The organism is Variovorax sp. 350MFTsu5.1, from assembly GCF_048302515.1.
Classification (GTDB): Bacteria; Pseudomonadota; Gammaproteobacteria; order Burkholderiales; family Burkholderiaceae_C; genus Variovorax; species Variovorax guangxiensis.
In genome coordinates, this window is the sequence record NZ_CP157620.1 from 5346225 (window position 1) to 5365646 (window position 19422).

Genomic DNA, 19422 nt, shown 5'->3' on the forward strand with positions numbered 1-19422 from the left:
GACAGACGATGACCTTTTCGCCACCCTCTCCCCCGCCCACGCAACGCAGCAAGACCGCCGTCCTCGCCGCACGCGACCAGACCGCGATGGAGGAGCTCTTCAACGCCCTGAGCCACGGCCTGGGCCTTGCGCTGGCGATCGCCTCGCTGCCGATCCTGGTCTACAGCGCCGCACAGAAGGGCCAGGCCGCGGCCGTGGTCGGCGCCAGCCTGTTCGCGGGCACGGCCATCGTGCTGTACCTGATCTCCACGCTCTACCACGCGCTGCCCATCGGCCGGGCGAAGGCCTGGTTCAACCGGCTGGACCACGCGGCCATCTACCTCTTCATCGCGGGCAGCTACATGCCCTTCCTGTTCGGCGTGCTGCGCGGCCCGCTGGGCTGGACGCTGTTCGGCGCCATCTGCGCGGCGGCGGCGCTGGGCGTGGGCGCCAAGCTGTTCAACCGGCTGAAGCATCCGCTGTGGTCCACCGGCCTGTACGTGGCGATGGGCTGGATGGCGCTGATGGCGGCCGTGCCGCTGTACGAGCGCATGTCGGCGGCGGGCCTGGGCTGGCTGGTGGCCGGCGGGTTGTTCTACACGGCCGGCGCGGTGGTTTTCCTGTTCGACAACAAGGTGCGCTTCGCGCACTCGGTGTGGCACTTGTTCGTGCTCGCGGGCAGCACCTGTCACTTCTTCGCCGTGCTCTGGCATGCGCACGGGTAACTCCCCCAGGCTTCGCGCACTTCGTGTCGCTTCGCCACCCCCCTCGCCCGGGGCAGCACCTGCGGCCCGGCAAAGCCGGTTCCGCGGTGCTCCGCGAAAAGTCGTCGATCAATAGTGCGGGGGTAACTCGTCACGTGGGTTGCGCGCGGCGCCGTCCTGGCCTGAGCTCTGCATCTGCTCCTTCAACTGCGTGACCTGCAGGATCAGCCGATCGATCTGCTGCTGTTGGCGGTAGATCGTCATGTTCAGCTGGTCGAGCATGTCCTCGGCGTAGCTGGACTTGATCTCGAGTTCGGTCACGCGCTCGGCAATGAGATGGTCGTGGGGCGGGTTTTCCATGCCGCTATTGGACAGGAATACCGCCCCGCTCTTTGTGACGCCCCGCTTAGCGACGCACCTTCGCCTCGAGCAGGTCCGCCATGCCGATTCGCTTGGCGAATTCGATGCGCACCCGCTCCGACACCTCGAACACCTCCTGAGCGCCGTCGCCCACGAAGTCGATCAGCGAGCGCATCGGCCGTGTGCCCGCGGGCAGGCCCACGATGCGCACGATCTCGTCGGCCACGGCCTGCGGGTCGGCGTTGTCGGGCGTCAGCGCCGAGAGGCGCGCGCCGATCTGGTCCATGAGGCCGTCGTAGCGGGCGTAGGCGGCGGCGGTGGTGGCATCGGCCGGCTTGCCGGCGCTCGGGAAGTGGTCGGTGCCCCTGGTGAAGGCGCCCGGCACGACGATGGAAGTCTCGATGCCGAAGCGGGCGATCTCATAGGCCAGCGTGACGGCCAGCGAATCCATCGCCGCCTTGGCCGCGCCATAGGGCCCCATGAACGGCGGAAAGCCGCCCTTGGTGGTGGTGCTGCTGATCCACAGCATCAGCCCCGACTCCTGCGCCCGCAGGTACGGCAGCACCGCGCGGTTCACACGCTGCGCGCCGAGCACATTGGTGTCGAACACCTTGACGATCTCATCCGGCGTGAAGGCCTCCGTGGGGCCGACCACCAGGTGGCCGGCGTTCTGCATCACCACGTCGAGATGACCCTGCTCCCGCACGATGGTCGCGGCGGCCGCATCGGCCGACTCCTGCGAGAGCACGTCGAGCTCGAGCGGGTGCAGCTGGACGTTCTTCGCCGCGGCCAGGGCGCGCAGCTCGGCGGCGCGGCCGTTGTTGCGCCCTGCGATGTCGCGCATGGAGGCGTAGACGACGTGGCCCGCTTCGGCGAGCGACAGGGCCGTGAGCTTTCCGATGCCGCTGCCGGCGCCGGTGACGAGGACGATCTGCTTCTTCATGGCGTGTCTCCTCCTTCAGGCGACACCGCCGTTGGCGCGCAGGATCTGGCCGTTGACCCAGCCCGCATCGGGCCCGGCGAGGAAGGACACCACCGATGCGATGTCCTCGGGCTGGCCCAGGCGCTGCAGCGGCGGCATCTTCGCGAAGGCCTGGACCTGCTCCTCGGTCTTGCCGTCGAGGAAGAGCGAGGTGGCGATGGGGCCTGGCGCCACGGCGTTCACCGTGATGCTGCGTCCGCGCAGTTCCTTGGCGAAGACGTGCGTGAAAGCTTCGACCGCCGCCTTGGTGGCGTTGTAGATCGCGTAGCCGGGCATGTTCAGCGCGAGCGTGGTGCTCGAGAAGTTGACGATGCGACCGCCCTCGTTCAGGCGCGTGGCGGCCTCGCGCAGCGTGTTGAAGGTGCCGCGCACGTTGATGTCGAAGGTCTGGTCGTACTGCGCGTCGCTGTGCTCGGCCAGCGGCAGCGTCCGGAGCACGCCGGCGTTGTTGACCAGGACGTCGACCTTGCCGAGTTGCGCCTCGACGGCGTCGAACATGGCGCGCACTTCCTCGGCGCTGGCCACGTCGGCCTTGACGGCGAAGGCACGGCCGCCGGCGGCCTTCAGCTCGGCGACGAGGGCATCGGCCTGCTCCGGGCTCGATGCGTAGTTGACGGCGACGGAGAAGCCGTCCCTGGCGAGGCGCTGCGCGACGGCGGCGCCGATGCCGCGCGATGCGCCGGTGACGATGGCGACCTTGGGAGTGGATGACTGGTTCATGGCTGGCTGTTCCTTTGCAGGGGTGGTGGGTTGGTGAGACGAATCTTCGATCGTTCCATCCAAAAGATAATCAGCCTCTAATCAACATTACTATTCCATTTATCTCAACAATAGATCGGCCAACCGCCCATGGACCGCTTCCAGGAAATGCAGGCCTTCGTGCGCATCGCCGAGCGCCAGAGCTTCACGCAGGCCTCCGAGGACCTGCGCATTCCCCGCGCGACCGTCACGAACCTGATCAAGCGCGTGGAGCAGCGCCTCGGCACCCGGCTGCTGGAGCGCACCACCCGCACCGTGCGCCTGACGCAGGACGGCGAGGCCTACTACCGCCGCTGCGTGCGGCTCTTGGCCGACGTGGAGGAAGCCGAGGGCCTGTTTCGCGACGAGGCGCCCAAGGGCCTGCTGCGCGTGAACCTGCAGGGCACGCTGGCGCGGCATTTCGTGGTGCCGGCGCTGCCGGGCTTCCTGGCGCGCTACCCGGAGCTGGAGCTGCACATCGGCGAGGACGACCGGCTCGTCGACCTTGTCCGGGAAGGCGTCGACTGCGTGCTGCGCGCGGGCACGCTGCAGGACTCATCGATGATCGGACGCCGCGTGGCGCTGCTGCCGCAGGTCACGGTCGCGAGCCCGGCCTACATCGCAGCCCACGGCGAGCCCAAAAGCATGGAAGAGCTGGCATCGCACCGCGCCATCCACTACATATCCAGCGCAACGGGAAAGCCGGTGCCGCTCGAATTCACGGTCGACGGGCAGCTGACGAACGTGCAACTGGGCGGCATCGTCTCGGTGACCGGTGCCGACCTGTACACCGGCTCGGCCGTCGCGGGCCTCGGGCTGGTGCAGGTGCCGCGCTACCGCGTGGCCGGCGAGCTGGCGGACGGGCGGCTCAAGGTGCTGCTGCCGGAGTTCGCGCCGCCGCCGATGCCGGTCTCAGTGCTCTATGCGCAGAACCGGCAGCTGTCGTCGCGCGTGCGCGTGTTCACGCATTGGCTGCGCGACATCTTCGAGGCCGCCAGGGCAGCCTGAATCAGCAGGCCGTCGACTCCAGCGCCACGGCGCCGGCCTCGGCATGCGTCTCGCCGCGCAGGAAGGCGAACACCACAATCGCCGTCGCCACGGTCACGCCCGCGAGCACCCACAGCAGCGTGCCGAACGCTGCGCCGTAGGCGTGGAGCACTGCCGCGCGGTCCATGCCGGGCAGCAGGGCCAGCGCCTGCGAGATGTCTCCGGTGGTGACGCGCTGCGCAGCGCGCGATGCCGCCTCCGCATGACCCAGCCGCGCAGCCACCAGCGCCGTCAGCCCCGCGCCCACGAGTGCCAGCGCGATGCCCTCCCCCGCCACCCGCACCGTGTTGAAGATGCCCGATGCCATGCCCGCGCGCTCGCGCGGCACCACGCTCACGGCCAGCCCGTCCATCAACCCCCACGGCAGCCCGATGCCCGCGCCGATCAGCAGCAGCGGCCACACCATCGCGCCCAGCGGCGTGCCCGGCGCGCAGCGGCTGAGCCAGAAAAGCCCCACGGCGCACACCAGCAGCCCCACGGCCGAGATCGCGCCGGCCGAGAACCGGTGCGCCAGCGACGCAGCCAGCGTCGGCACCACGAGGATCGGCCCCGAGAGCGCGAACATGAAAGCCCCCGCCTCGATCGCGCCGCGCCCTTCGAGCCCGATGAAGCGGATCGGCAGCAGCACCAGCAGCACGACGAAACCATAGGCCGGCGCGGCCGCCAGCAGTTGCACGCCGACGAAGCGCGGAAAGCGGAAGAGCGACAGGTCGAGCATCGGATGCGCCACCCTCCTTTCGATGGCGACGAAGACCGCGCCCATCGCCGCCGCACCCGCCAGCGCCCCGAGCACCCACGGACTGCCCCAGCCGCTGTCGGGCGCCTGCAGCACGCCCAGCGTCAGCAGGCTCAGCGCGGCGGTGAAGCTCAGCGTACCCGGCACGTCCAGCCCCATGGCCTGCGGGTTGCGCGACTCACGCATCGCGAGCGACGCGATGCCGAGTGCCAGCAGGCTGACCGCACCGGGGCTCAGCATCACCGCCTGCCAGCCGAAGCTCTCGGCCAGCCAGCCCGAGAGCATCGAGCCGCAGGACAGCCCCACGCCGAACGAGGTGCCGATCAGGCTGAAGGCCCGCGTGCGCGCGGCGCCGTCGAACACCTGTGCCAGCGCGGCCGTGCCCGCCGCGAAGGCCGCCGCCGAACCCAGCCCCTGCAGCGCGCGCGCCAGCTCGAAGGCCACGATGCCCGGCGCCAGGGTCAGCAGCGAGGCGCTGAGCGCCACCACCGCGAGCCCCAGCAGGAAGACGCGCTTGCGCCCATAGGCATCGGCCAACGCGCCGGCCGCCATCAGCGTGGCGCCGAAGCTCAGCATGAAGGCGTTGGTCACCCAGTTGAGCTGCACCGGGCTGCCGCCGAGCGCGTCGCGCACGGCGGGCAGCACCACCGCCGGGCCGGTGAAGCTCAGCGGCATGCCCAGCGCCGCGAGGCAGACGGCGGCCAGGAGCCAGTTTCTGGAGGAAGAAGCGGGCATCGGGAATGTGCTTTCGCGGAAGGTGACAAGGAAGGCACGAAGATAGAAAGGAATCAATGCACTGAGAATTGCCGCATTGCTCCTCACACTCCCAACCAAAGGTTGCCAATTCATGGACAGCTTCAGCGGACTCGAATCCTTCGTGCGGGCGGCCGACCTGTCGAGCTTTGCCAAGGCCGGCCGGCTGCTGGGCATCTCGGCCTCGGCCGTGGGAAAGAACGTCGCCCGGCTCGAAGAGCAGCTCGGCGTGCGCCTCTTCAACCGCACCACGCGCCACATGCGGCTCACGCAGGAAGGCGCCCTCTTCCACGAGCGCTGCCGCCGCATCCTCGACGAGCTCGACGACGCGCGGGCCATGATGCAGGACGCCATCGCCGCGCCGCGCGGCCGCCTGCGCGTGAGCCTGCCGACCATCGGCTACCGCTTCCTGCTGCCGATGCTGCCGGCCTTCAGGGAGCGCTACCCCGAGATCGAGCTCGACCTCGACTTCAACGACCGGCTGGTCGACGTCATCGCCGAGGGCGTCGACGTGGCGATCCGCAGCGGCGACCTGGTCGATTCGCAGCTGGTCGCGCGCCGCCTCGGTCCGTTCCGGTTCGTGCTCGTGGCCTCGCCCGCCTACCTCGAGCGCCACGGCGTGCCGCAGACCCCGGCCGACCTCGCGCGGCACACCTGCCTGCGCTACAAGTTCGCCACCGGCGGAAAGATCGAGGACTGGGACCTGCCCGGCCTGCCCACCCACCTCCCGCCGGGCCTGCTGTGCAACAACATGGAAGCCATGCTCGGCGCCGCGGTCGCCGGCCTCGGCGTGGCCTACATGCCCGATTTCCTCGCGCGCGACTCGCTGTGCCGCGGCGAACTGCGGCGCGTGCTGGCCACGCACCTCGTGCGACAGGGCCAGTTCTCGGCTCTGTGGCCGTCGAGCCGGCAGCTGTCGCCGAAGGTGCGGGCGTTCGTGGACTTTGCGGGGGAGCATATGTTCAGGGAGGACGGCGTCGCGCCGTAGCCCGCCTCAGGTCGAGTCGGGCCGAGTTCAGACCACAATGAATTCGACCGGTCACGACACCAGGGATGAGCGCCATGAATTTCTCGACTCACGTCAAACCCATCAGCTACTTCAAGAGCCATGCCGCGGACATCGTGAAGACCTTGTCCGATACCCGCGAGTCCATGCTTATCACCCAGAACGGCGAAGCCAGGCTCGTCGTGATGGATGTTGGCTCCTACGAGGAGCGCGAAGCCACGCTCGCGCTTCTCAAGATCCTGGTGCTAGGTAACCACGCAATCGAGCAGGGCCAGTTCCGTCCGGCGGAAGAAGTGTTCGCAGATCTGGGCCGGCAGGCCGTAGAAGAAGAAAAGGACGCGAAATGAAGATCGTGTTCCCGCGGTCCGCGGACCACGATCTGAAGACCCTGCTCATGCGGCGCATGGTCGGCGCCGCATGAGTTCAAGCAGGCGCTGAGAGCGCCGTCCGTCAGGCGACTTCTGCCGGCTGCTCTGCTTGAGGGCTCACAACGGCCATCCGCTCTTCGACGCGTTGCATCACCGGTGCCTCGGCGGGCACGGCAGCCACGGCGACCGGGGTCTCGGCCACAGGCTCGGCAGACTTGATGCTCTCACCGGCCACCGGCTTCGCCGGTTCAGCCGTCACTGGTGCCGGCACTTCCGCAGGCGGGACGACCGGCGCGGCGACTGCAACAGGCGCTGCTTCTGCCGGTTTGACGCTTTCCACGACGACGGGCTTCGCAACCTCGGGCTTGACTGCCTCGATCTTTGCAGGAGCGGCAACCTTCGCCGGCTCAGGCATCGCGGGTGCAGGCAAGACTGCAGGTGCGGCCACTGCAACAGGTGCAGCTTCCACTGGCTTGGCGCTTTCCGCGACGACGGACTTCGCAGGTTCTGGCTTCACAGGCTCGGGCTTGACTGCCTCAGCGGACTTTGCCGACTTCGCAGGCTTCGCGCCCTCCGACGCGTTCTGCTTTGCGGGCGCCGGCTTCACCGATTCCTGCGTCGCAGCCACAGGCTTCGCGGCCTCCTGCTTCACCGGCTCACTGGCCATCCGCGCGAACGCCAGCGCCGCCTTCAACGGGAACAGCGTGCGCTCATCCCCCTGCGCGGTGTTGCTCACAGTCGTACCCGCGGTTTCGTCCAGGCTCGCCGTACGCACCGCGTCGAGCCGGTGCGTGGGCACCATGAAGGGCGAGTGCGTGGTGTAGATCACCTGGTTGCCGGCGAAGTCCTTTTCCAGGTGCGCCAGCAGGTCGGCCTGCGAATGGGCGTGCAGGTGCAGGCCGGGTTCGTCCAGCAGCAGCACGGCGTCTTCGGCCTGGCCGCCCCGGGTGTCGGCGAAGAAGGCGACGTAGAAGGAGAAGAACCACTGGAAGCCGCGGCTGCGCTCTTCCAGGTTCACTTCGACTTCGTAGGCGGCGTTCGGGTCCGACACCAGCGTGTCGAGGTACTGGCCGTCGAGGTTGAAGCGCACCTTCAGCGCGCGGTCCTTCCAGAGGCGGCGGATCTCGGCCGTCACCACCGAGCCGGCGCGGTTGACGAGCTGGTTGCGCGTGGCCTGGTCGTTCTTCTCTAGCAGGGCCTGCAGCTGCCGCAGGTCGAGCCCCGCGGCCTTGCACAGCCTGCCGAAGCTCTGCTGCTCGGGCGTGAGCTGGCCCCAGCCCTCGCGCCCCAGGAATTCGGCGATGTTCTGGCGGCCGGGCAGCGCCGGGTACTCGTCGACGTAGACGAAGCGCGGCAGCTTGCCGATCACCCATTGCTGCGCGCGCTCCAGCGCAGGCGCGTCGTTGGCGATGGAAAGCGCGGTTTCCTCCAGCTCGGCGAGCATCTGGTCCTGCTTGTCGCTGAGCTCGGCGCCGGCCACGGCCAGCGCCTTGCGCAGGGCCTGGGCCGCCTTGATGGCGCCCGCCGACCACTTGATGTAGTCGGGACTCATGATCATCGCGGCGTCGAAGACGTCGGCTTCTTGCTCGAGCGCGGCCTTCGCGGCTTCATCGGCAACCTTCTCCGCCACCGCCTTGACGGCGGGCACGATCTTGCGGACCTTGGCCTTGGTGTCGCTCACGTCGAGCGACAGGGCGCCGAGTCCTTCGAACCCGGCCGAGCGCGCGGCGGCATAGCCGCGGCTCGCAGTGACGTGGCGCACGCCGGCCGCGCGCGGCAGGATCGCGGCCAGTTCGGCCTGTTCGCTCTCGTCGAGGCTCCAGCGCGTGAACACGACCGGCGTGTCGCCCGTGCACTCATCCAGGCGGCGATGGCGCGGGAAGTCCTTGATGGGGCTGAGTTCGGCGACGCCTTCCGCCGGGTTCAGGCTGTGCAGCGCGCGCAGCAGGTTCGATTTGCCGCTGTCATTCCGGCCGAGGATCGCCGTGATCTGCGTGGAGTCGATGAGGCCGCTGTCGTTGATCGAGCGAAAGTTGGTGATCTGGAAAGACGCCAGGCGCATGCGGGAATTTCTCTCTTCTGAAATGGATACGGGGCCGGGGAATGTATTGCATCCCCGGCCCCGTCTTGCCTCGAAGAAAAGAAAAATTACTCGGCAGCGCGACGCAATGTATCGACCACCGGCCGGCGCAGCACTTCGCGCAGGCCCCACCACCCCGCGCCCAGCGCCAGCACCGCGCCCGCCAGCGCGCCTGCCACCGGCACCAGCGGCGATGCAGTCCAGGTGAACTCGAACACGTAGCGCGCAAGCCCCCAGCCGATCAGCGCGGCCACGATGCTCGCGAGGAAGCCCGCGAGCAGGCCCACGCCCGCGAGTTCGGCGCGCTGCACCTGCCGCAGCAGGCTGGCGCGTGCGCCCACCGCGCGCATCACCGCGAACTCGCGCGCTCGCTCCTCGCGCGTGGCCGTCACCGCGGCGAACAGCACCACGAGACCGGCCGCGAGCGTGAAGCCGAACAGGAACTCGACCGCGCGGATCACCTGGTCGAGCACGCGCTGCACCTGGTTGATGGTGGCGCTCATGTCGACGTTGGTCACGTTCGGATAGCTGCGCACCAGTGCGTTGTCGAAGCCGCGCGTCTCGGGCGCGCGGAAGGCGCCCATGTAGGTGGTGGGCACGTCGGCCAGCGAGGCCACCGTGTACATCACGAAGAAGTTGGCGTGCATCGAACCCCAGTCGACCTTGCGCAGCGAGGTGATGCGCGCGTCGTTCTGCATGCCACCGATGTCGAAGCGCAGCACGTCGCCCATCTTCAGGCCCAACGTCTCGGCCAGGCCCTCTTCCACGCTCACCTCGCCGGCCGCGCCGGGCGTCCACTTGCCGGCGGTGATGCTGTTGTGCGGGGGCGCCTCCAGGCTGTTGCTGAGGTTGAACTCGCGGTCCACCAGTCGCTTGGCGCGGTCCTCGGTGTAGTCGTCGGGCGAGACCGGCTTGTCGTTGATGGCCACGAGCCGGCCACGGATCATGGGGTACCAGTCGAACTTGCTCACGCCCGCGTCGCGCAGCGACTTCTGGAAGGCCTCGCTCTGGTCGGGCATGACGTTGATGACGAAGCGGTTCGGCGCGTCGGGCGGCGTGGCCTGGCGCCAGCTCGCCACGAGGTCGGTGCGCAGCAGCACCAGCAGCACCAGCGCCAGCAGCCCCACCGAGAGCGCGCTGACCTGCACCACCGCGTAGGCCGGCCGCGCCGAGATCTGCCGCGTGGCCAGCACCAGCCAGCGCGGCGCGGTGGTTTCGTTGACGCTGCGGCGCAGCACCTTCACCGCCAGCCAGCTCAGCAGCGCGAACACCGCCACCGCGCCCGCGAAGCCGCCGACGGCGATGAGCCCGAGCTTGATGTCGCTGCTCGCCGCCATCAGCAAGGCCGCGAAGCCCGCCACGCCCACGCCCAGCACCGCGAGCGACGCGGGCTTGAGGCCGCCCACGTCGCGCCGGATCACGCGCAGCGGCGGCACGCGCGCCAGCTGCAGTACCGGCGGCAGCCCGAAGGCGAACAGCAGCGTGAGCCCCATGCCCAGGCCGAAGGCCACGGGCCACAGCGTGGCCGCCGGCAGCGCGGTCTCGACCAGCCCGGCCAGCAGCAGCACGAACACGTAGTGCACCGCGAAGCCGATGGCCACGCCCAGCGCGCTGGCCACGATGCCGATCACCGCGAACTCGAAGGCATAGGCGATGGCGATGGTGCGCTGGCTCTGGCCGAGCACGCGCAGCATCGCGCAATCGTCGAGATGGCTGGCCGCGAAGCCGCGCGCGGCCAGCGCCACCGCCACCGCCGACAGCAGCGCCGCCAGCAGCGCGACCAGGCTCAGGAATTTCTCGGCGCGGTCGAGCGTCTGGCGCATCTCGGGCCGGCCGCTCTCGAAGGAGTCGAGCCGCACGCCGCGCAGGTCGCCCTTCTTGATGGTGGCATCGGCCCAGTCGGTGAAGCGCTTGACCGCCGCGTCGCTGCCCGCCACTGCGTAGCGATAGCCCACGCGGCTGGCCGGCTGCACGAGCCCGGTGCGGGCCACGTCGGCCTGGTTGAGCATCACGCGCGGCGAGAAGCTCATGAAGCCGGCGCCGCGATCGGGCTCCAGCGTGATGACGCGGCCGACGCGCAGACCGGTGTCGCCCAGCAGCAGCGTGTCGCCGACCTTCAGGCCCAGCGAGTCGAGCAGCGAGGCGTCGACCCAGGTCTCGCCCGGCGGCGGGATGTCGCGCGTGGCGGCGCCTGCGCCATCGATGGTGGTGGAGGTCTGCAGGCTGCCTCGCAGCGGATAGCCGGCCGTCACGGCCTTCAGCGCCACCAGCTTGCTGGCGCCGCCCTGCGCGTCCTCGGCGCGGGCCATGGTCGGGAAGCCGTAGGTGGATGTGCCCTGGAGCCCGAGCGACTTCGCCTGCGCCATGAAGGCCTCGGGCGTGGGGTTGTCGCTGACGATCACCGCGTCGCCGCCCAGGAGCTGGCGCGCGTCGCGCTTGAGGCCGCCCTGCAATCGGTCGGCGAAGAAGCCGACGGCCGTCAGCGCGGCCACGGCCAGCAGCACGGCGACGATCAACAGGCGCAGCTCGCCGGCGCGCAGGTCGCGCCAGAGCGTGCGCCAACCCAGGCGGAGGGAGGCGTTCATGGCGCGAACGATAGCCGACGCCCGGCCTCACGGCGGGATTCGAGGGTTATTGCGCGCCTGCGGGCCTTGATCCGGACATGATGCTGTCGCATGATGCGTTAAACGTATCCCGTTTGTCGCAAACCGGGCACACCGGCAAGCGAAAAACGAGGCCATAAAAACAGCCCGTTGTCGGACCCGTCCTTCCCACAAGGAGTGTCGATGCCACGATGTCAGCAGCGCCTGCAGATCATCGGCCTGTGCCTTGCCGCCGGCCTGATGGCGAGTGCATGCGATCCCAAGCCTCCCGCGCCGAAGGCCTCCGCCACCGCCGGCGCCACCGGAGCAAGCCCCACGGGCGTCGCCCCGGCCGCCTCCGGTGACAAGGTCGAATCCTCCGCATCCCATCAAGGCCCGTCCGAAGGCGGCGCGGCCGTGGGCGGCATGAGCGGACCGGGCGGCGCCACTGGTTCTTCCGGCGGCGCGGCGCCCGCGCCCAGCGGAGGCGACGGCACGGCGCCCAAGTAGCGCCGCCAGATTCATTCGAATTCGAGTTACCCGCCAGAAGAAAAGAAGACCACGATGAAAAACTCCATCACTTCACCGCCGCAGGGGGTTCCGTCATGGACATGAACCGCCGGCAATTCTTTCGCGTGAGCAGCGCGGGACTGGTCGGCTCCAGCATCGTCGCGCTCGGCTTCTCGCCGACCGCCGCGCTGGCCGAGGCCCGGAACTTCAAGCTCGCGCGCACCACCGAGACGCGCAACACCTGCCCGTACTGCTCGGTGGGCTGCGGGCTCATCATGTACAGCCTGGGCGACAAGGCGAAGAACGTGGTGTCCGACATCCTCCACATCGAGGGCGATGCCGATCACCCCGTCAACCGCGGCACGCTGTGCCCCAAGGGCGCCGGCCTGCTCGACTTCGTGCACAGCCCCATGCGCCTGAAGTACCCCGAGGTGCGCGAACCCGGGGCCACGGAGTGGAAGCGCATCGGCTGGGACGAGGCGCTCGACCGCATCGCCAGGCTGCTGAAGGCCGACCGCGATGCCAACTTCCAGACCACCAACGCCGACGGCAAGACCGTGAACCGCTGGACCAGCTCCGGCATGCTCTGCGCCTCGGCCTCGTCCAACGAAACCGGATACATCACGCACAAGGCATTCCGCTCGACCGGGATGCTGGTGTTCGACAATCAGGCACGCGTCTGACACGGACCCACGGTGGCCAGTCTGGCCCCGACGTTCGGCAGAGGCGCGATGACCAACCACTGGCAGGACATCCAGAACGCGGATGTCGTGCTGATCATGGGCGGCAATGCCGCGGAGGCGCATCCGTGCGGCTTCAAGTGGGTCATCGAAGCCAAGAAACAGAACAAGGCCCGTCTGGTGGTGGTCGACCCGCGCTTCACGCGCTCGGCCGCCATGGCCGACTACTACGCGCCGATCCGCGCGGGGTCGGACATCGCATTCCTCGGCGGGGTCATCAACTTCCTGCTGACCAACGACAAGATCCAGACCGAGTACGTCCGCAACTACACCAACGCGACCTTCATCGTCGGCCCCGACTACAAGTTCGAGGACGGCCTGTTCAGCGGCTACAACCCCGAGAAGCGCAACTACGACCCCAAGTCGTGGGGCTACGCGCTCGACGAGCAGGGCATGGCCAGGGTCGACATGAGCATGCAGGACCCGAACTGCGTGCTGCAGGTGATGAAGCGGCACTACGCGCGCTACACGCCCGAGATGGTGAGTCGCATCACCGGCACGCCGCAGGACAAGTTCCTGAAGGTGTGCGAGTACATCGCGAGCACCAGCACCTCCCAGCGCACCATGACCATCATGTACGCGCTGGGCTGGACGCAGCACAGCCAGGGCTCGCAGATGATCCGCACCGGCGCCATCGTGCAGCTGCTGCTGGGCAACATCGGCGTGCCCGGCGGCGGCATGAACGCGCTGCGCGGCCACAGCAACATCCAGGGCCTGACCGACCTGGGGCTGCTGTCGAACTCGCTGACCGGCTACATGTCGCTGGCGCGTGACAACGAGCAGACGCTGGAGGACTACTACAAGACCCGCGCGCTCAAGCCGCTGCGGCCCAACCAGATGAGCTACTGGCAGAACTATCCGAAGTTCTTCGTCAGCATGCAGAAGTCGTGGTGGGGCGACGCGGCCACGGCGGAGAACGACTGGGCCTTCCACTACCTGCCCAAGATCGACAGGCTCTACGACGTGCTGCAGGCCTTCGAGCTCATGAACCAGGGCAAGCTCAACGGCTACATCTGCCAGGGCTTCAACCCGGTGGGCTCGTTCCCCGACAAGAAGAAGATCGTCGACGGGCTCTCCAAGCTCAAGTTCCTGGTCACCATCGATCCGCTGCAGACCGAGACCAGCGAGTTCTGGCGCAACTTCGGCGAGTTCAACGACGTCAAGACCGCCGACATCCAGACCACGGTGTTCCGCCTGCCGTCCACCTGCTTCGCGGAGGAGGACGGCTCGCTCACCAACTCCAGCCGCTGGCTGCAGTGGCACTGGAAGGGCGCGGAGCCGCCGGGCGAGGCCAAGGGCGACATCGAGATCGTGGCGGGCATCTTCAACCGCATCCGCGCGGCCTACGCGAAGGACGGCGGCGCCTTCCCAGACCCTATCGTCAAGCTCACCTGGCCGTACAAGATTCCGCACTCGCCCTCCGCGCAGGAACTGGCGATGGAATACAACGGCCGCGCGCTCGTCGACCTGACCGACCCGAAGGACCCGACCAAGCCGCCGCTGGCCAAGGCCGGCGAGCAGCTCTCGGGCTTCGGACTGCTGCGCGACGACGGCAGCACCGCCAGCGGCTGCTGGATCTACGCAGGCGCATGGACGCAGGCCGGCAACCAGATGGCGCGGCGCGACAACGCCGACCCGTACGGCATCGGCATGGTGCAGAACTGGGCATGGGCCTGGCCCGCGAACCGGCGCATTCTCTACAACGGTGCCTCGACAGACCCGGCCACCGGCAAGCCGTGGATCGCGAAGCGCGGCCTGGTCTCGTGGAACGGCAAGCAATGGACAGGCGCCGACGTGCCCGACATCCGCCCCGACGCGAACCCGACCGACGCGGAGGCGGTGCGCCCCTTCATCATGACCGCCGAGGGCGTGGCGCGCCTGTTCGCCCCCACCGGCATGGCCGAGGGGCCGCTGCCCGAGCACTACGAGCCCTTCGAGTCGCCGCTGGTGAACAACCTGATGCACCCGAACAACGAGAAGGCGCGCGCCAACCCCGCGGCGCGCATCTTCAAGGGCGACCTGGAACGGCTCGGGGTGCCGAAGGACTTCCCGTACGTGGCGACCAGCTACCGGCTCACCGAGCACTTCCACTACTGGACCAAGAACGTGCGCACCTCGGCCATCATCCAGCCGCAGCAGTTCGTCGAGATCGGCGAAGAGCTCGCGAAGGAGAAGGGCATCGGCCACGGCGACATGGTCAAGGTGTCGAGCAAGCGCGGCTACATCAAGGCCGTGGCAGTGGTCACCAAGCGCATCGTGGGGCTGCAGGTGGACGGGCGCACGGTCCATACCGTGGGCCTGCCGAACCACTGGGGCTTCGTGGGCATCGCGAAGCCGGGGTATCTGGTGAACACGCTGACGCCGTTCGTGGGCGACGCGAACACGCAGACGCCGGAGTACAAGTCGTTCACGGTGAACATCGAGAAGGCGTGACATGAAGCACAGCACCATGCACGACCACAGCGCCCGGACCTGCTCCCTCTCCCGCTTGCGGGAGAGGGTTGGGGTGAGGGCCTACAGCGATGGAATCGCCGACGACGCCTGCAAGGCCGCCTCCCTCACCCTAGCCCTCTCCCCGCAAGGGGAGAGGGAACAAGAAAAAGCCCGGAGCCGCTGAGATGTCCTCCCTCCAGACCCTCGACATCGCCGCCCGCTCGGCCACGACCACGCCGTCGCCGGAGATCCGTCACCGCCCGCAGGTGCAGCCGGTCGCGAAGCTGATCGACGTGTCGGCCTGCATCGGCTGCAAGGCCTGCCAGGTCGCGTGCATGCAGTGGAACGACCTGCGCGACGAGGTCGGCACCACGCATGGCACTTACGACAACCCGGTCGACCTCACGCCCGCCTCCTGGACGGTGATGAAGTTCTCCGAGGTGGAGCCCGAGGCCGGCAAGCTCGAATGGCTGATCCGCAAGGACGGCTGCATGCACTGCGACGACCCGGGCTGCCTGAAGTCGTGCCCGGCGCCAGGCGCGATCGTCAAGTACGCCAACGGCATCGTCGACTTCATCAGCGAGCATTGCGTGGGCTGCGGCAACTGCGTCACCGGCTGCCCCTTCGACGTGCCGCGCATCAGCAAGGCCGACAACAAGGCCTACAAGTGCTCGCTGTGCTCCGACCGCGTGGGCGTGGGCCTGGAACCGGCCTGCGTGAAAGCCTGCCCCACCGGCGCGCTGCACTTCGGCACCAAGGAAGACATGCACGAGTACGCCTCGGAGCGCATCGTCGACCTGAAGGAGCGCGGTTTCGCCAACGCCGGCGTGTACGACCCGGCGGGCGTGGGCGGCACGCACGTGATGTACGTCCTGCAGCACGCCGACCGGCCGCAACTCTACGCCGACCTGCCGAAGGACCCGCACATCAGCCCGCTGGTGTCGCTGTGGAAGGGCGTGGCAAAGCCGCTCGCCATGGTCGCCATGATCGGCGCCGTGGTGGGCAGCTTCTTCCACTACATGAAGACCGGCCCCATCGAGCCCAAGGAAGACCACCCCGACGCCGACCGCGACGGCAGGCCCGACGACGTGGTGGTGATCGAGGAGCCGCCGGCCTCCACCTCTTCGACGCCCCCCACCGCACCCCGCGTATGAGGAGAAGAACGCGATGACACGCTATTACCTTCGCCGCTACCGCGACGCCACGCGCATGAACCACTGGTTCGTCGCGATCATGTTCTTCGCGGCGGCGCTCTCGGGCTTGGCCTTCTTCCACCCGAGCCTCTTCTTTTTGAGCGCTCTCTTCGGCGGCGGGCCATGGACGCGCATCCTGCATCCCTTCATGGGCCTGCTGATGGTGCTGGGCTTCGTGTTCCTGTTCTTCACGATGTGGCGAGAGAACATGCTCGACCGCAGCGATCGCGACTGGCTCGCCAACGCGCCGAAGATGCTCAAGGGAGACAAGTCGGGCATGCCGGCCGTGGGCAAGTACAACGCCGGCCAGAAGCTGGTGTTCTGGGCCTTCGGCATCAGCCTGCTGCTGTTGCTGGTGACGGGCTTCATGTTCTGGAGCCCGTGGTTCGTCGGCTTCTTCCCGATCCTCGTGCGGCGCATCGCAGTGGTGGTGCACGCGGCCTCGGCCGTGGTGCTGATCCTCTCGGTCATCACGCACATCTACGCCGCCATCTGGGTCAAAGGTACGCTGCGCGCGATGACGCGAGGCACGGTTACGGAGGGATGGGCCAAGCTGAATCACCCCCTGTGGCATCGCAAAATGACGCGAGGTAAGTGATACTGCGCCGATGACGAGTTCCACCGGCAGCCCACCGCCGATCCGGACCACCCGCGTCCTTGAGCCCGAGCAGATCGCGATGCAGGCCGGACGGCAGATGCCGTTCCTGCGCCTGCCGGTGCGCGCCCTCGCCTTCTCCGACCGGCAGCTCCGGCTGCGGCAGCTCGCGGCATCGCATCCGATGCGCGAGTACCTGATCTTCATCGCCGACCTCGCGCAGGCGCAGCACCAGGTGCTGCAGGACTACGCGCCGGTCGAGCTGCCCGAGACCGAAGCGCTCGAAGCCGCCGCGAAGGTGCTCAAGCCCCCGATGCCCGCCTTCGGCTGGACGCGCGATGCGGTGTGGCTGAAGGAATTGCGCCGGCTGCTCGCCCTCTTCCGCGCCAGGCTGCCCGAAGGCCCGGCGCGCGACACGCTCGACCACGTGGTGGCCGCCGACGACGCATGGATCGAACAGCAGGCCGACCGGCTCTCGCGCCGCATCATGTTCGGGCTCGACCTCGCGGCCGCCCCGCTCATCGCCGCCGGGCTGCAGGCCTACTGGACGCATCTGGTGCTGCAGGTGGCCGCGCACGCAGGCGAGAACATCTACGGCCGCACCGATCCCGGCAACGAATGCCCCTGCTGCGGCAGCGCGCCCACCGTGAGCATCACGCGTATCGGCGCCGACGAGGCGGGCTTTCGCTACCTGCACTGCTCGCTGTGCGGCACCGAGTGGCATTACGTGCGCATCAAGTGCACGCACTGCGAAAGCACCAAGGGCATCCACTTCGAGTCGCTGGCGCCGCAGCCCGGCGTGGAACTGCCCGCCACCGGCGCGCGCGAGGGCGCAGTGAAGGCCGAATGCTGCGACAGCTGCGGCCACTACCTCAAGCAGGTCGTGATGGAGAAAGACCCCGAGGTCGAGCCCGTCGCGGACGATCTGGCGAGCGTCACGCTCGACCTGCTCGTCTCCGAAGCCGGCCACCAGCGCAGCGGCCACAACCTGATGCTCCTTTTCGGCGAGCCCGAAACATGACCTCCCCCCCAGGCTTCCCGCACTTCGTGTCGGTCCGCCAACCCCCTACCGGGGGCAGGCCGGCCGCTTCGGGCGGCCGGGCGCGCCGCCCCCCCGACGACGGCGGAGGCGGCTGATGGCGATGCCCGAAGAGTCCGTGGTCCACGGCTCGACGGCAAGGCCCCAGGATCTGCCTTCTGTCGATCAATTGCTGCGCCTCGCCGTGCCGGGCGCCTTGCTGGCCGAGCATGGCCATACGCTCGTGGTGAAAGAGGCGCGCGGGCTGCTCGATGGCCTGCGCGCGAAAGCCGTTGCGGGCAAGCTCGCCGCTGCGGAGGTGCAGCCTGATGCACTGGGCGGCGCGCTCGCCGCGCGCATCCAGTCGCGCCTCGCGTCGCGCATGAAGGCAGTGCTGAACCTCACGGGCACAGTCATCCACACCAACCTGGGCCGCGCATTGCTGGCCGACGCTGCGCTGCAGCGGCTGCTCGCGGTGATGACATCGCCCAACAACCTCGAATACGACCTCGCCACCGGCAGCCGCGGCGACCGCGACTCGCTGGTCGAAGAGCTGATGTGCACCATCACCGGCGCCGAGGCCGCCACGGTGGTCAACAACAACGCGGCCGCCGTGCTGCTGACCATCGCCGCGCTGGCGCGCGAGCGCGAAGTGATCGTCTCGCGCGGCGAGCTGGTCGAGATCGGCGGCGCCTTCCGCATGCCCGACGTGATGGCCAGCGCCGGCGCGCGCATGGTCGAGGTCGGCACCACCAACCGCACGCATCCGCAGGACTACGAGCGCGCCATCAACGAACGCACTGCCCTCGTGATGAAGGTGCACACCAGCAACTACGCGGTGCAGGGCTTCACCGCCGCCGTAGACGAGGCCATGCTCGCGGGCATCGCGCATGCGCGCGGCGTGCCACTGGCCACCGACCTGGGCAGCGGCTCGCTCATCGACCTCGCGCGCTACGGGCTGCCACGAGAGCCGCTGCCGCAGGAGATGCTCGCCGCCGGTTGCGACGTGGTCACCTTCTCGGGCGACAAGCTGCTGGGCGGCCCGCAGGCCGGCCTCATCGTGGGAAGCAAGGAGGCCGTCGGCCGCATCCGCAAGTTCCCGATGAAGCGCGCGCTGCGCATGAGCAAGCTGCCGCTGGCGGCGCTCGAAGCCACCCTGTCGCTGTACCTGCGGCCCGAGCGCCTCGCGCAGGACCTGCCGACGCTGCGGCTGCTCACCCGCCCCGCCGATGCGATCCGGGAGATGGCCCAGGCGCTGTGCAAGCCGGTGCAGGCGGCCGTGTCGCCGCGCTTCACGGTCGAAGTGGTGCCGCTGCTCGGGCAGATCGGCTCCGGCTCGCTGCCGGTCGAGCGGCTGCCATCGGCGGGCCTTGCGATCGCACCGGCCGGCACCTCGAAGAAGGGCATCGGCACCGCGCTCGATGCCCTCGCCACCGCGCTGCGCGGCCTGCCGTTGCCGGTGATCGGCCGCGTCGCCGAAGACCGGCTGCTGCTCGACCTGCGCTGCCTGGAAGACAGCGCCCCGTTCACGGACCAGCTCGCCACCCTGCGCGAGCGCCTCCTGTAGATCGATTCCCTCAACCGCCTCCCTGGAGAAA

The 19422-nt window shown here is 68.7% G+C and carries 16 protein-coding genes; 10 read left to right on the forward strand and 6 right to left on the reverse strand.

Annotated features, from left to right (window positions below; translation table 11 throughout):
* Nucleotides 1–8 precede the first annotated feature (8 nt).
* Entirely contained in the window at nucleotides 9–704 is a 696-nt protein-coding gene (trhA, locus tag ABL843_RS24265) for a PAQR family membrane homeostasis protein TrhA (RefSeq protein WP_375792105.1), read from the forward strand.
* A gap of 108 nt (nucleotides 705–812) precedes the next feature.
* On the opposite strand, the gene ABL843_RS24270 is transcribed toward trhA, so the two are convergent.
* Genes ABL843_RS24270 through ABL843_RS24280 form a run of 3 tightly spaced genes read right to left on the reverse strand, consistent with a single transcriptional unit; the run spans nucleotide 813 to nucleotide 2745 of the window.
* Nucleotides 813–1043: a SlyX family protein gene (locus ABL843_RS24270; RefSeq protein WP_418117611.1), complete on the reverse strand. Its 231-nt coding sequence runs from the start codon at nucleotides 1041–1043 to the stop codon at nucleotides 813–815.
* Between the two features lie 46 nt (nucleotides 1044–1089).
* A complete protein-coding gene (locus tag ABL843_RS24275; RefSeq protein ID WP_418117612.1) occupies nucleotides 1090–1986 on the reverse strand; it encodes an SDR family oxidoreductase in 897 nt (298 codons plus the stop codon).
* 15 nt (nucleotides 1987–2001) lie between these two features.
* Nucleotides 2002–2745 (reverse strand): SDR family oxidoreductase, encoded by a 744-nt coding sequence (locus ABL843_RS24280; RefSeq protein ID WP_369661057.1) that lies wholly within the window; start codon nucleotides 2743–2745, stop codon nucleotides 2002–2004.
* A 129-nt stretch (nucleotides 2746–2874) separates the two neighbouring features.
* Between ABL843_RS24280 and ABL843_RS24285 the strand changes: the two genes are divergently transcribed.
* Nucleotides 2875–3771 (forward strand): LysR family transcriptional regulator, encoded by an 897-nt coding sequence (locus tag ABL843_RS24285; protein ID WP_418117613.1) that lies wholly within the window; start codon nucleotides 2875–2877, stop codon nucleotides 3769–3771.
* Nucleotide 3772: 1 nt separating this feature from the next.
* Here ABL843_RS24285 and ABL843_RS24290 read toward each other — a convergent pair whose 3' ends face one another.
* Entirely contained in the window at nucleotides 3773–5281 is a 1509-nt protein-coding gene (locus ABL843_RS24290; RefSeq protein ID WP_418117614.1) for an MFS transporter, read from the reverse strand.
* A 112-nt stretch (nucleotides 5282–5393) separates the two neighbouring features.
* On the opposite strand from ABL843_RS24290, the gene ABL843_RS24295 reads away from it, so the two are divergent.
* A complete protein-coding gene (locus ABL843_RS24295) occupies nucleotides 5394–6287 on the forward strand; it encodes a LysR family transcriptional regulator (protein ID WP_418117615.1) in 894 nt (297 codons plus the stop codon).
* Between the two features lie 74 nt (nucleotides 6288–6361).
* Nucleotides 6362–6652, forward strand: a complete 291-nt coding sequence (locus ABL843_RS24300) for a type II toxin-antitoxin system Phd/YefM family antitoxin (RefSeq protein WP_418117616.1) — start codon at nucleotides 6362–6364, stop codon at nucleotides 6650–6652.
* A gap of 103 nt (nucleotides 6653–6755) precedes the next feature.
* Here ABL843_RS24300 and ABL843_RS24305 read toward each other — a convergent pair whose 3' ends face one another.
* The gene (locus ABL843_RS24305; protein ID WP_418117617.1) at nucleotides 6756–8735 is read right to left on the reverse strand and encodes an AAA family ATPase; all 1980 of its coding nucleotides are present in this window, start codon (nucleotides 8733–8735) and stop codon (nucleotides 6756–6758) included.
* Nucleotides 8736–8821: 86 nt separating this feature from the next.
* On the reverse strand, nucleotides 8822–11338 hold the full coding sequence (locus ABL843_RS24310) for an ABC transporter permease (RefSeq protein ID WP_418117618.1): 2517 nt from the start codon (nucleotides 11336–11338) through the stop codon (nucleotides 8822–8824).
* A 201-nt stretch (nucleotides 11339–11539) separates the two neighbouring features.
* On the opposite strand from ABL843_RS24310, the gene ABL843_RS24315 reads away from it, so the two are divergent.
* The 6 genes from ABL843_RS24315 to selA all read left to right on the forward strand — a co-directional run bounded on the left by ABL843_RS24315 (nucleotide 11540) and on the right by selA (nucleotide 19391).
* Nucleotides 11540–11845 carry a hypothetical protein gene (locus tag ABL843_RS24315; RefSeq protein ID WP_418117619.1) on the forward strand — a complete coding sequence of 102 codons (306 nt, stop codon included), beginning with the start codon at nucleotides 11540–11542 and terminating at the stop codon, nucleotides 11843–11845.
* A 95-nt stretch (nucleotides 11846–11940) separates the two neighbouring features.
* Nucleotides 11941–15018, forward strand: coding sequence for a formate dehydrogenase-N subunit alpha (gene fdnG / locus ABL843_RS24320; protein ID WP_418117620.1), 3078 nt, complete (start codon nucleotides 11941–11943; stop codon nucleotides 15016–15018).
* A gap of 185 nt (nucleotides 15019–15203) precedes the next feature.
* A complete protein-coding gene (gene fdxH, locus ABL843_RS24325; protein WP_184640979.1) occupies nucleotides 15204–16172 on the forward strand; it encodes a formate dehydrogenase subunit beta in 969 nt (322 codons plus the stop codon).
* Between the two features lie 13 nt (nucleotides 16173–16185).
* Nucleotides 16186–16809 (forward strand): formate dehydrogenase subunit gamma, encoded by a 624-nt coding sequence (locus ABL843_RS24330; protein WP_418117622.1) that lies wholly within the window; start codon nucleotides 16186–16188, stop codon nucleotides 16807–16809.
* A 10-nt stretch (nucleotides 16810–16819) separates the two neighbouring features.
* The gene (gene fdhE, locus ABL843_RS24335) at nucleotides 16820–17827 is read left to right on the forward strand and encodes a formate dehydrogenase accessory protein FdhE (protein ID WP_418117623.1); all 1008 of its coding nucleotides are present in this window, start codon (nucleotides 16820–16822) and stop codon (nucleotides 17825–17827) included.
* Nucleotides 17828–17942: 115 nt separating this feature from the next.
* A complete protein-coding gene (selA, locus tag ABL843_RS24340) occupies nucleotides 17943–19391 on the forward strand; it encodes an L-seryl-tRNA(Sec) selenium transferase (RefSeq protein ID WP_418117624.1) in 1449 nt (482 codons plus the stop codon).
* Nucleotides 19392–19422: the final 31 nt, after the last annotated feature.

Bases quoted from the DNA above. Each gene is read 5' to 3' on its own strand.
- trhA (WP_375792105.1), top strand. From the start codon at position 9: ATGACCTTTTCGCCACCCTCTCCCCCGCCCACGCAACGCAGCAAGACC.
- ABL843_RS24270 (WP_418117611.1), bottom strand. From the start codon at position 1,043: ATGGAAAACCCGCCCCACGACCATCTCATTGCCGAGCGCGTGACCGAA.
- ABL843_RS24275 (WP_418117612.1), bottom strand. From the start codon at position 1,986: ATGAAGAAGCAGATCGTCCTCGTCACCGGCGCCGGCAGCGGCATCGGA.
- ABL843_RS24280 (WP_369661057.1), bottom strand. From the start codon at position 2,745: ATGAACCAGTCATCCACTCCCAAGGTCGCCATCGTCACCGGCGCATCG.
- ABL843_RS24285 (WP_418117613.1), top strand. From the start codon at position 2,875: ATGGACCGCTTCCAGGAAATGCAGGCCTTCGTGCGCATCGCCGAGCGC.
- ABL843_RS24290 (WP_418117614.1), bottom strand. From the start codon at position 5,281: ATGCCCGCTTCTTCCTCCAGAAACTGGCTCCTGGCCGCCGTCTGCCTC.
- ABL843_RS24295 (WP_418117615.1), top strand. From the start codon at position 5,394: ATGGACAGCTTCAGCGGACTCGAATCCTTCGTGCGGGCGGCCGACCTG.
- ABL843_RS24300 (WP_418117616.1), top strand. From the start codon at position 6,362: ATGAATTTCTCGACTCACGTCAAACCCATCAGCTACTTCAAGAGCCAT.
- ABL843_RS24305 (WP_418117617.1), bottom strand. From the start codon at position 8,735: ATGCGCCTGGCGTCTTTCCAGATCACCAACTTTCGCTCGATCAACGAC.
- ABL843_RS24310 (WP_418117618.1), bottom strand. From the start codon at position 11,338: ATGAACGCCTCCCTCCGCCTGGGTTGGCGCACGCTCTGGCGCGACCTG.
- ABL843_RS24315 (WP_418117619.1), top strand. From the start codon at position 11,540: ATGCCACGATGTCAGCAGCGCCTGCAGATCATCGGCCTGTGCCTTGCC.
- fdxH (WP_184640979.1), top strand. From the start codon at position 15,204: ATGTCCTCCCTCCAGACCCTCGACATCGCCGCCCGCTCGGCCACGACC.
- ABL843_RS24330 (WP_418117622.1), top strand. From the start codon at position 16,186: ATGACACGCTATTACCTTCGCCGCTACCGCGACGCCACGCGCATGAAC.
- fdhE (WP_418117623.1), top strand. From the start codon at position 16,820: ATGACGAGTTCCACCGGCAGCCCACCGCCGATCCGGACCACCCGCGTC.
- selA (WP_418117624.1), top strand. From the start codon at position 17,943: ATGGCGATGCCCGAAGAGTCCGTGGTCCACGGCTCGACGGCAAGGCCC.